Here is an 11,673-nt window from a genome sequence, read left to right on the forward strand (position 1 = left end):
TAACTACGCAGCCGTAACTAGTGTTTCAAGCGCGCTGTCCTGCACGTTTGCAATAAACCCGCCTTTATCGAATAAGGTTGCCTAGCAACACCGGTCCGGGTGGCGGAATGGCAGACGCGCTAGCTTGAGGTGCTAGTGCCCGTATTAGGGCGTGGGGGTTCAAGTCCCCCTCCGGACACAGGCATTACGCACACGGGTGGTCGTGGAGGAGTTTCAGCCGCGACCACCCGTGTGTCGTGCGTGGCGCGGTCACACTGTGACGACGAGTTTGCCCGCGGCCCGTCCGGATTCGAGAAATGCGTGCGCTTCCTGAATCGCGTCGATGCGGTAGATCCGGTCGATGGGAACGCTGACTTCGCCGGCTGCGACCGCGTCGATGAATTCCTGGAGGAGCGCCGATGGCAGATCAGCGGACTCTCCATGGTACGAGGTGAGGCGCACGCCGCGTGGCAGGTAGGCGATCGGGTAGAAGTCCTTTACCACCCATTGCCCGGACAGCATGCCGGTGAAGCACACCGTGCCGTGAATTCTGGTGGCGCGCAGCGTATCCGGTAGGGTCGGCGTGCCGATCAGCTCGAGGGCACTATCCACTCCCTCCGGCACCAGCTCGCGGACCCGCTCGGCTACCGATCCGTCGTCGATGAGCACATGGTGCACACCGACTGCGTGCAGGGCCTCGGTCTTGGTCGGTGTGCGGGTGGTGGACAGCACCGTCATGCCGAGACGCCGGGCCAGCAGTGCGGCTGCCATACCTACCGAGGATGAGCCGCCGCGGATGAGCAGACTCTGCCCCGCTCGCGCGTCGAGTCCGATGGTGAGCGAGCCGTAGGCGGTCTGCAGCATTTCCGGGATCGCCCCCAGGGTCGCCCAGGGCAGTTCGCTGCGGAACGAAATCGCCTGTGCCACTGGCACGCACGTGTACTGCGCGTAACCGCCGTCGAAGGTGCGGCCCATGCCGCCCATCATGGTGGCGACCTGGGTCCCGGGAGCCAACTCACCTCCAGGACAGTCGACTACGATGCCGACTGCCTCGATACCCGGAACGCGAGGGAAGGTGACACCTTCGGCCAGACCGAGCCGGGTATGCAATTCGGAGCGGTTCAGCCCGAACGCCCCGACGCTAATGAGCACCTGGCCGACCGTGGGACGCGGCACCGGCAGTTCGCGGATCAGCAGTGCCTCGGGTGGCCCCGGGGCGTCCAGCACCACTGCCCGCATGGTCGCAGGAATCGCAGGAATCGCAGGAATCGCATCGTGCACCGCTGCCGGGATCGACCTGCTACCGACCATGTGCTCGCCTCTCGTTGTGGAACGATCGCCACGACGCGGGTATCCGCGGGGTCCACGATCAACGATAGGCACAGTCGGTCCGTCGCTATCGGTCGCCGCATGGGTAACAACCCGGACCGGGAGGACGCCGATGCGCCGCATTCGGCGGCCGTCGCAGAGCCATAGGCGCCGAGAGCGGCCATGGAAACGGTCGCCGAATGGGCGAGCCGGATCAGTGGGCTCCGAGGCCCATCATCGTGACGATGTTCGCGGGGATCGAGGTGACCACGTCCGCCAGGGTCAAGGCGGCGGAACCGAGGGCCGAACCGAGGGCCAGGGATCCGATCGACGAACCAGGCATGCTGTTGCTCTCCTATCATCGGGTGAATTACAGTGCGCCGGATATCTTCTCGGCGACAACATCGAAACTAACAACTATCCAGGCAATGATCCATCGAAACAACTGTAACGCAAGGCAGTTCGAAGACTCCGGCAAGTACACCTTCCAATTACATTGGCCTTCAATTAGATTCGAGTTCAGATCGTTGCCTCGTGAACCCCCGGCCGGTTAGCGTCGAATTGTTCGAGAACAATTCACACAAGGAGTGATCACGCATATGGGTTCTTCCATCGGTCCTATCGGTTCGGCTGTCATGGGTTCGGCGGCGGTGGGTTCCGCCGCCGCGGCTGCCGGCGGCATCGCATTGCTGATCCAGCAGCTCACTCAGCCGTACTGATTCAGCGGCCGTATAGATAGCGCCGACCGCGCGGGCATCGAAAGATGTCCGCGCGGTCGGCTTTCATGATCAGGATGCCCAGAGTGGTTCGCGGGGCAGCCGTGGCAGATGCGGCGCGGGCCCCGGGGCGATGGTCACCACAGGATCGGGCGTGCCGCCGAAGCGGGCGACGAAGCGCTCCGCGTCGGCGCGGGAACAGCGGTAGTCGCGATGCGTACCGGATCGCGTGAAGGACAGGCGGATTCGGTACTCCGTCGGGCTATCCGGGCACTTCATCGGATTACCCGGGCAGCGCGCCCGCCAGCGCGACGATCGGGGCCACCACGAGGGCGATCGGTAGCCACAGCGGCGAGGTGACGGCAGCCAGCAACAACAGCATGGGGTTCTCCGTTCATTCGGTGCGGATGAGTTGCAGCCACAGGGTGGGCGCCGCCGTGCTGATGCAATCGACGAGAACGACCGTGCCCGAAGCGAATCGGGCGGTGGCGTCGGGAGTGGTGTAGGGCTCGCCCGCCGGCCCGGATGGATAGTTCACCACCGGCGGCAGCCCGGTCACCTGCGGTGGCAATCCGTGGTAGAGGGCGCATTTCCACCACTGCCCGGGCGAAGCGGAGATTCCGACCTCACCGTCGGGCCTGGTGTTCACCACCGGTTGCGCCGCTGCCGTGGCGGCGGTGCCGCCGAGCGCCAGACCCGCGAAGAGCGTCGCGAGCACACCGATTCGGGCAGTTTTTCGAAGTGTGACCGTCATGGACTACTCCGGTAGCCCGAGTCCGGCGGCCAGTACCGGCCAGGACTTCTTCAGCTCGTCCTGCCAGTACCCCCACGAGTGGGTGCCGGTGGGCTGGAAGTCCACGGTCGCCGGGATGCCGAGCGCGTCGAGCCGGTCGGCCATGTTGTGGGTGCACCAGTTGACCGCGGCTTCGAGGGTGCCGCCCACCGCCTCCTGGTCGAGCAGGGTCAGTAGTTCGCGGTCGAGCCTGGGATCCGCGAGCGTGTCGTATCTGCCGGGCACACCGGTTCCACTGGAGAGGAACAACTTCAGGCCGCGCAGCTGATCCGCGTGCACATAGGGATCATTGGCCGCCCACATCGGGTCGCCTGCCTCCCCGTACATATTCGAGGCGGTGCCGCCGCCCGAACCGATCACCGTGACCGCGAAAGCACGCCCGATCGGGTCGCTGATCTGTGGGCAGCCGCTGTAGGCCGCGGCAGCGCGATAGAGGCCGGGCGCCGAGATGGGCAGTTGCAGAACGGAAGTCGCCGAGGCGGACAACCCGGCGATGGCGTTGACGCCGTTGCCGTGCAGGGTTCGGTCGATCACCGGCGGCAGTTCCCGAGTGAGGAAGGTCTGCCACTTGTTTACGCCGAGCACCGGGTCCGCATTGCGCCAGTCGGTGTAGTAGGACCACTTGCCGCCCACGGGGACAACGACATTCACGTGCTTGTCGGCCAGGAACTCCAGCGCGTCGGTCTGCTCTTCCCAGGTGGCGGCGTCCTCACCGCCACCCGCGCCATTGAGCAGGTACAGCGTGGGCGCGGGGCGCGTGGTATCGGCCGGGCGCTGCACGTCGACGGTGATGTCCTCAGCCATGGCGGCGGAATGCACCAGCAGCCGCACGCGGCGATCGCCGTCGGGGGTGGCCCGCACGATCGCCGGGTCGGTGCCGGCCGACCAGGCGTCGACGGCCGCCGACGGATGACCGGCTGCCACGGCGAAGGGCGCGAGCATCGACAGCGCGGCGGTCACGGCCAGCCTCGCCGAGGCCGGGCGAATCGGATGTGATAACACGATCGAGAACTCCTCTGGGAATTGTTCGGATGAAAGGGAAATCACGACGGTCAGAACGGGCGCAGGACATACCCGACACCGCGCACGGTGTGCAGCATTCGGGGCCTGCCGTCCGCCTCGAGTTTGCGGCGGAGATAACAAATGAATACGTCGAGAACGCTGGAACCGGTTTTCAGGTCGTAGCCCCACACCTGTTCGAGCAGACGCTCGCGCGTTACCACCACGCCCACGGCGCGGGCCAGCAGGACGAGCAGATCGAATTCCGTTCGGGTGAGCGTGATCTCCACGCCCGCATAGGCAACCCGGCGGCCGGGCACATTGATCTCCAATTCTCCGACGCGCAGCAGACTCCCCGAGCGAGCTCCGTTCTCGACGCGCCGCACCAACGCCTTGAGCCGGACAGCCAGCTCCGGCATGGTGACCGGGCGCAGCACATGATCGTCGGCGCCGGCCTCGAGCATCTCGACCGCGTGCTCGGCCGACTCCGCCGGGCCGACCGTACAGATCGGGATGCGGTTGCCGGTCTGGCGCAGGGCGATCACGACCGCCGCGCCGTCGAGGACCGGCAGCTCCACATCCAGGATGGCGGCCGTCGGGTGATAGGCGGTCACCGCGCGCAGCGCCTCCGCACCGTCGGCGGCCGTGTGCACCACGAAACCCGCCGCGCGCAGGGTTCGCGCCATCGATTCCCGGCGCGTCGGCTCGGCGTCGGCCAGCAGCACCCGCTGCCGCCCGGGCTGTTCGCCCCCCGGCCGGACGGGCGGAGCGGGGCGTGGATGGATGCCGTGCGGCGACGGCGGACCGGCCGCCGCCCACGCCATGGGTGGGCGGGGCGCGGAGCGGAGCGAACCGGATTCCGGCGGCCGGGTGGTGGCCGGCGGCCGGATCCGATTGTTGTCGAAAGATTTCATGAAGACGACGCTATGAATCCCTTGCGAACGCCGCATCGGTCGAGATGTAGGTAGTTCGGCTGCAATCGGTCATCGAATGGGGAAACAGCATTCGGCCGACCGATCCGATGACCTAATGCCCTCGGTGGCGCGGTCCCTACCGTCACAGGACTCATGAAATCCGAAGTCCCCACAGGAGGGCTGGACATGGATCGGTTACGCGTGCTCGTCGAACGGCTGGTGGCAATCGCCGCCGTCACCGGTGTGGTGATCGGGGCGGGCAGCGGCATCAGTATCGCCACACCACCGATACCGATGCCGGACGACCAGTTCTACTATTACGACGGGAATTTGGCCGACGTACCGCCGGGAACGGTGCTACGTACCCGCCCGGCTTCGATATCCCTTGCGCCACTACCTTTCTCGGCTCCGCTGGAGGCAACCCAGGCGTTGTACCGGACCACGAACGAGCGCGACGAGCCCTCGGCGACGGTGACGACCATCGTGCGGCCGCCGCAGGCGAGCGGACCGGTCAAACTCGTGTCGTATCAGTTGATCTACAACTCGGTCGGATGGCCGTGCGACGCGTCCTATCTGCTGACGCACCGGATGCTCACCTCACCGAATATCATCGAGGCACCGATCATCGCCTCATTGCTCGCCGCCGGGTATACGCTCGTGATCTCCGATTATCTCGGCCCCACATTCGATTTCGGGGCGGGCCGCGAATCCGGCGATGCCACCCTCGACGGTGTGCGCGCCGCCGAGCAGGTCCTGAATCTCCCCGCGAGCACTCCGGTCGGCCTGCTCGGCTATTCCGGTGCGTCGATACCGACGGAATTCGCCGCGGAGCAGGCCGCGGAGTACGCTCCCGAACTGAACATCGTCGCCGCCGCCGCGGGCGGGGTGCCGGTGAATTCCTGGAACGAAATGCCCTACATCATCAAGAGCCCGATCTTCGCCAATGCCGTGTCGCTCATGGTGCTCGGGCTCGCGCATGCCGAGAACGTCGACCTGACGCCCTATCTGTCACCCGAGGGCATTCGGATGATGAACACCGTCGCCGACTTCTGCCAAACCTACGGTGGCCTCCCGAACCCGACCACCCTGTCCGCGCTGCTGCTGCCGCAATATCAGGACTACACGCAGATTCCGCTGTTCCAGAAGCTGTTCGACGACATGGTGATGGGCGGGTCGATTCCGCGAATGCCCCTGCTGCTCGGCGTCGGCAACACCGACGGCTACGGCGACGATCTCGCGATATCCGGCGACGTCCGGGCGCTTGCGTCGAAATACTGCCGGGGCGGCGATCGCGTGCAGTACTCCGAATACCCTGGCTTCGGTCACATTCCGGGCATGGCCCCTTTCGGCATCGAAGCGGTGAATTTCATGAATACCGCGTTCGCCGGTGCACCGACCCCGACGAATTGTGACGCGCTGACCTAGTTCGATCGACCCGCCGTCCGGCGCGCGGAGTCGTCGACCCATTCGGCAGCCGATGTCACTCCCGTGACCCGAGCCTAGGTTCGGTGCCCTCCCAGTAATTCCCCCCTCGTTCACGGAGGTTCGACATGACGACATTCGGAATCATCGGCGCGGGCAATATGGGCCGGGCGATCGCGACCCGGCTCGGCGCGGCGGGTCATACGGTCCTGATCGGAGACGAGAGCCCCGGCAAGGCAGGGGATCTGGCGGCCGAGGTAGGTGCGGGCGTGCGAGGCGTGGTGCGCGCCACCGATGTGGACACCGCATTGGATGCCGAGATCGTGGTGCTGGCTGTCTGGTATCCGGGCACCGTCGACATCGGCAATGCCCACCGGCAGCGCCTCGGCGGCAAGATCGTCATCGATATCGCCAATCCGCTGGACGAGGCCTACACCGGGCTCACCCTGCCCTCGTCGACCAGCGCGGCCGAAGAGCTGGCCAAGGCGCTGCCGGACAGCCGAATCGTCAAGGCGTTCAACACCGTCCCCGCCCCGGTCCTGACCGAGGGGGTGCTCGACGACCTCCCGATGGACACCTTCGTGGCCGGCGACGACACGGCGGCCAGGAAAACGGTACTGGACCTGCTCGACGGCACGGGCCTGCGCGGACTGGACGCGGGCGTGCTGGCGAATTCGCGACTGCTGGAACGGTTGACCGCCTTCGGCATCGAACTCGGCCAGCGCTACGGGCTGGGCTTCGAATTCGGCTTCAAGTTCGTGCCCACCACGTTCTGAGCCCCGTCCACCCGACCCCCGAAAGGAGCCAGACATGGCGAAGGCAACTGCTACGGCCAAACGACCGGACGCCGGCAGAACATCGAAAAACGGTGCGGCACATCACCGCAAGAAGCCACACGCGCGGAACTTCATCGACGGCATCTGGGTCGACTCGCCCCGGCGTGGCACCTCCACCGCGCCGGCCGACGGCGCGGTGCTGGGCAGCTACGCCGACGGCGATGCCGAGACCGCCGCCGCCGCGATAGAGGCCGCGCGGCGGGCCTTCGCAGGCACCGCCTGGGCTCATGATCGGCAACTGCGCGCCCGCGCACTGTTCGAGATGGCCGATCGCCTCGAGGCGGCGCGCGAGGAACTGATCACGCTGCTGGCCCGCGAGAACGGAAAGATACTGGCGGACGCGGCTTTCGAGATCGATCTGTCGATCCCGAAGCTGCGCTATTACGGCGCGCTGGCGTTATCGGACTACGGCCAGTCCGCCGAGGTCGGTCCAGGCATGTACTCGATGACGCTGCGGCAGCCGATCGGGGTGGCCGCGGTGATCGCGCCCTGGAACTCTCCGGTGGTGCTGGCGATCCGCTCGTTCGCGCCCGCGTTGGCGGCCGGCTGTACGGTGGCGATGAAGCTGCCCGGGCAGACCGCACTGACCAACGGACTGTTCTACGAGATCATCGCGGGCACGCCGAGCCTGCCGCCCGGGGTGATGAACATGTTCACCGAATCCGGCAATGACGGTGCGCCGCTGATGATCTCGCACCCGGACACGGCGGTGATCAGCTACACCGGCAGCACGAAGGTCGGGCGGGCCATCATGGCCTCGGCGGCCCCGTTGCTCAAGCCCATGTCCTTGGAGTTGGGCGGCAAGACCCCGATGATCGTCTTCGACGACGCGGACCTCGACGCCGCGGTCCCGGTTCTGGTCAAGGCCATCACGACCTTCAATGGGCAGTTCTGTATGACCGGCAGTCGCATTCTCGCGCAACGCCCCATCGCCGACGAGTTGCGCCGTCGGCTGATCACCGCGCTGACCACGCTGCGAATCGGCCCCGGCGACGACCCGGACAGCGAGATCGGCCCCATGATCGACGCCGCCAATGCCGAACGGGTCGACGAATTCGTCTCGGCCACCAAGGAATACGCGAAGATCGTGGTCCGCGGTGGCCGCCCGGCCGAGCCGGAGCTGGCGGCCGGCGCCTACTACCGGCCGAGTCTGGTGGAGGTAGTAGATCTCGACACCCCGATCGTGCAGCAGGAGGTGTTCGGACCGGTAGCCACCTTCGAGATCTTCGACTCCGAGACCGATGCCGTCCGCCGCGCCAACGCCACCGAATACGGCCTGGCCGCGAGCCTGTGGACCCGCGATGTCGACCTCCCGCTGCGGGTGGGCCGGCAACTCGACGCGGGCACGGTGTGGACCAATACCTGGGCGGTGGTCAACGACCAGTTCCCTGAGGGCGGGTTCAAACAGAGCGGAATCGGGCGGCTCAACGGCACCCGGGCGCTCGAGGAATTCATGGAGCTCAAGCATTTCGTGCATCCGGTGCCGCCGTCCAACCGGCCACAGTGACGACCGATCGGAGAGGACGCATGGAAGGCAAGATCGCTCTCGAGGAACATCTTTCGACGCCGTCGAACGACAGCCTGTGGGATTCCACGGGCGAGGCCGAGCGCAACGGCCCCGCCTATATGGCCGATGTGGAGCGGCGCCTGCTCGATGTGGAGCAGCGGCTCGACGATATGGATCGCGCCGGTATCGGCACCGCCATCGTGTCGCTCACCTCGCCAGGGGTGCAGGGTGTGGCGGACGAACAGCTCGCCGTCGAATTGGCCAGGGACACCAATGATTTCATCGCCAAGTTCTACCTGGCCGAACATCCGGAACGGTTCGCGGGCTTCGCGGCGGTGGCCCTGCAGAACCCGCGGGCCGCCGCCGACGAGGCCGCACGCGCCGTCGGGGATCTGGGCATGAAAGGCATACTCGTCAACGGGTACACCACGATCCGGGACAAGCGGATCGCCCGCTACCTCGATCACGAAGGCACACTGGTCTTCTGGGATCGGATAGCGACGCTGGGCGTCCCCGTGTACCTGCATCCGCGGGAACCGCTGCCCGGTGGCGGGCGGCGCATCTATCAGGGCTACGAAAGCCTGATCGGCTCGGCGTGGGGATTCGCCCACGAAACCGCTACCCACGCAGTGCGTCTCATGATGAGCGGCCTGTTCGACCGGCACCCGGACCTGACCATCATCCTCGGGCATCTCGGCGAAGGCCTGCCGCAGTTGCTGCCCCGGCTGCGTCACCGTCTGGACATGCAGCGTGAGGGCAGCGGCCTCGGGGCGCACCAGCGCCCGGTGGACGAGTACTTCAGGTCGAACTTCTACCTCACCACCAGCGGTCATTTCCACACCCCGGCATTACGCAACGCCATCGACGAGATCGGCGCGGATCGCGTGATGTTCTCCGTCGACTACCCGTACGAGAGCATGGACGACGCCGCAGACTGGTTCGACAAGGCCGATCTGCCCGGTTCGGTGCGCAACGACATCGGGTATCGCAATGCGGCCCGGCTGTTCGGAATGATCTGAGCCGACCGGGTTCCCGCCGGACGGATCGGGCGAACGGACGGCTCCGCACGGAATCGAGAACATACGAACAGGGGCGGTAGGCGGGCGAGCCTACCGCCCCCGTTCGTGCGATTACACCGCTGTCAGTCCGCCGTCGACCGCGTAGTCGGCGCCTGTCACGTACCGGGCCTCGTCGGACACCAGATACAGTGCCGCCGTGGCGATCTCATCCGGCTCGCCGACCCGGCCCATCGGGATCATCGCGACATAGTCGTCGAACAGGCCCGCCGCGAGCTGGCCGCCGGTCTGCCCGGTGCGGGTCAGACCGGGCGAGACGGTGTTCGCGCGGATGCCCACCTTGGCCCCCTCGACCGCGTATTGCCGAGTCATGGCGAGCACCGCCCCCTTGGCGGCACAGTGTGCGAGCGCACCCCATATCGGATCGCCGGTGCGGGCCAGACTCGACGCCGTATTCAGCAGGACGCCACCGCCATTGGCGACGAAGTGCGGCCACACCTCGCGGGTGAGGTGGAAGACGATGTCGACCTCCCCGCGGATATCGGCGGCGAACGAGTCGTAGCTCATCTCGCCCACCGGGGCCGGGATGGCGACACCCGCGTTGTTGAACAGAATATCGATCCGGCCGAACTTCTCGAGCGCGAACTCGGTGAGCCGTCGCGCCCCGTCGGGACGGGAAAGATCCACCGGCTGCAGCGATTCCATGCGCCCGCCGAACGCGCGCGCCTGCGCGGCCACGCTCGCCCCGCGGGCTTCATGGGTGTCGGCCCCGACGACCGCCGCGCCCTCCGCGGCGAACAGCAGCGCCGACGCCTTCCCGATCCCACTTCCGGTACCTGTGATGACGGCTACCTTGCCGTCGAGCCGATTCGGCATGTCGATCACCTCCTGCCGGAGACGGTAGGGCCGATCCGCGGGGCTCGGATCGGCCGCGGAATCGTGCACCGCCGACCGCATCCGGCTCAGTGCTGTCCCAGTGGCCGAGGATGCGGTGGATCTCGGGATGCCGGTCCGAGCCGATCAATTCGCGCGCCGGCTCGCGCAGCGGGTGCGCGGTGTCCAGCGGGATCTTGCCGTAGATCAGCCGCATCCCGGCGTCCTCGACACGGGCGTGCGGCAGCAGGCTGCGCCGCACCGCCGACCCGACCCCGACGGCACCGATGATGACGACACGCAAACTCATGTTTCCTGCCTTCGTGTCGAGACGAAGCAGCACCGGATCCATGAGTGGATTCACGCACCGTGGGTACGCGCTGCCCGAAACACCCTTCGTCGGCAGATTTTTCGTGCGCCCTGTATTGATCGGACGTGCAGAGCAAACCACGAATCAGGCTAGGTGAGCAACCCGCCCCCGTCGATCGTCAGCACCGTGCCGGTCGCGTGCGGCTGCGTCATGAAGTAGACGAAGCCGCGCGCGATATCGGACGGCTCGGCGATCCGATGCAGCGGATTCGCGGCGGCGGTCTCCCGGAACAGCTGATCGCGCGCGGCCTCGGTCATTCCCGCCCACAGCGGCGAACGCACGATGCCGGGCTGGATCGTGTTGACCCGCAATGGGGCCAGTTCCACCGCGAGCGCTCGGGTCAGTCCCTCGATCGCCCCGACCACGCTCGCGGGCACCGCCGTACCGGGGCTCGGACGCGTGGCGACGGTACCGCTGACGAAGGTGAGCGAGCCCGCCGACCGGAAGCGCGGCGCGGCCGCCTGCACCGCGGTGAGCAGGCCGAAATAGCGCAGCTCGAAATACTTTCGGATCGCCTCCGGCTCCAGGTCCGCCAGTCGGCCCTGCAGCAGTGCGTCGCCGGCGGTGAAAGCCAGATGGTCGAGCGCACCCAGATCCTCGAACAGGGTGCGCACTTGCGCCCCGTCGGTCAGGTCCGCCACCGCGCCCCGCAGTCGGTGCGAGGTGGCGGTTACCGCGCGCTCGACCCGGTCGGGGTTGCCGGACACCACCGTGACCTCGGCGCCCAGGCCGGCGGCCGCGGTGGCGACCGCTAATCCGATGCCGGAGGTGCCGCCGAGTACGGCGACGTGTTCGCCTGCGAGAGACAAGGATTCATCCTTTCGATGAGAGCGGGCCGAGGCCGGCTCAGTGCGGCAGAATCCCCCATGCCTGCAGCAAATAGGTGACGTTCGCGGCGATCCCGGAGATGGTGTCGGCGAGATTGATTGCGGCGGAACCC

11 protein-coding genes and 1 tRNA gene are annotated in these 11,673 nt (G+C 66.7%); 5 read left to right on the forward strand and 7 right to left on the reverse strand.

What is annotated here, in order from left to right; translation table 11 throughout:
* Positions 1-93: 93 nt before the first annotated feature.
* Positions 94-178: transfer RNA gene (locus tag JK358_RS36580), tRNA-Leu, on the forward strand.
* Between the two features lie 71 nt (positions 179-249).
* Here the strand turns inward: JK358_RS36580 and JK358_RS36585 are convergent.
* The 5 genes from JK358_RS36585 to JK358_RS36600 form a co-directional block, all read right to left on the reverse strand.
* Complete coding sequence (locus tag JK358_RS36585; RefSeq protein ID WP_232852514.1) at positions 250-1,218, reverse strand: zinc-binding alcohol dehydrogenase family protein; 969 nt, start codon at positions 1,216-1,218, stop codon at positions 250-252.
* Positions 1,219-1,501: 283 nt separating this feature from the next.
* Positions 1,502-1,630, reverse strand: coding sequence for a hypothetical protein (locus JK358_RS40230; RefSeq protein WP_269811983.1), 129 nt, complete (start codon positions 1,628-1,630; stop codon positions 1,502-1,504).
* A 767-nt stretch (positions 1,631-2,397) separates the two neighbouring features.
* A complete protein-coding gene (locus JK358_RS36590; RefSeq protein WP_201957867.1) occupies positions 2,398-2,757 on the reverse strand; it encodes a hypothetical protein in 360 nt (119 codons plus the stop codon).
* 3 nt (positions 2,758-2,760) lie between these two features.
* On the reverse strand, positions 2,761-3,738 hold the full coding sequence (locus tag JK358_RS36595) for an alpha/beta hydrolase (protein ID WP_201957939.1): 978 nt from the start codon (positions 3,736-3,738) through the stop codon (positions 2,761-2,763).
* A gap of 110 nt (positions 3,739-3,848) precedes the next feature.
* Positions 3,849-4,709: a response regulator transcription factor gene (locus tag JK358_RS36600; protein WP_269811984.1), complete on the reverse strand. Its 861-nt coding sequence runs from the start codon at positions 4,707-4,709 to the stop codon at positions 3,849-3,851.
* Positions 4,710-4,895: 186 nt separating this feature from the next.
* Between JK358_RS36600 and JK358_RS36605 the strand changes: the two genes are divergently transcribed.
* The 4 genes from JK358_RS36605 (at position 4,896) to JK358_RS36620 (ending at position 9,493) form a co-directional block, all read left to right on the forward strand.
* The gene (locus JK358_RS36605; protein WP_201957875.1) at positions 4,896-6,134 is read left to right on the forward strand and encodes a lipase family protein; all 1,239 of its coding nucleotides are present in this window, start codon (positions 4,896-4,898) and stop codon (positions 6,132-6,134) included.
* A gap of 125 nt (positions 6,135-6,259) precedes the next feature.
* Positions 6,260-6,907, forward strand: a complete 648-nt coding sequence (locus tag JK358_RS36610) for an NADPH-dependent F420 reductase (protein ID WP_201957877.1) — start codon at positions 6,260-6,262, stop codon at positions 6,905-6,907.
* Between the two features lie 34 nt (positions 6,908-6,941).
* On the forward strand, positions 6,942-8,474 hold the full coding sequence (locus JK358_RS36615) for an aldehyde dehydrogenase family protein (protein ID WP_201957878.1): 1,533 nt from the start codon (positions 6,942-6,944) through the stop codon (positions 8,472-8,474).
* Positions 8,475-8,494: 20 nt separating this feature from the next.
* Positions 8,495-9,493 (forward strand): amidohydrolase family protein, encoded by a 999-nt coding sequence (locus JK358_RS36620; protein ID WP_201957880.1) that lies wholly within the window; start codon positions 8,495-8,497, stop codon positions 9,491-9,493.
* A gap of 111 nt (positions 9,494-9,604) precedes the next feature.
* Here JK358_RS36620 and JK358_RS36625 read toward each other — a convergent pair whose 3' ends face one another.
* Positions 9,605-10,366 (reverse strand): SDR family NAD(P)-dependent oxidoreductase, encoded by a 762-nt coding sequence (locus JK358_RS36625; RefSeq protein ID WP_201957882.1) that lies wholly within the window; start codon positions 10,364-10,366, stop codon positions 9,605-9,607.
* Positions 10,367-10,822: 456 nt separating this feature from the next.
* On the reverse strand, positions 10,823-11,542 hold the full coding sequence (locus JK358_RS36630; protein ID WP_201957884.1) for an SDR family oxidoreductase: 720 nt from the start codon (positions 11,540-11,542) through the stop codon (positions 10,823-10,825).
* Positions 11,543-11,673 lie beyond the last annotated feature (131 nt).

Origin of the sequence: Nocardia acididurans (assembly GCF_016741815.1) — a bacterium.
Lineage (GTDB): Bacteria > Actinomycetota > Actinomycetes > Mycobacteriales > Mycobacteriaceae > Nocardia > Nocardia acididurans.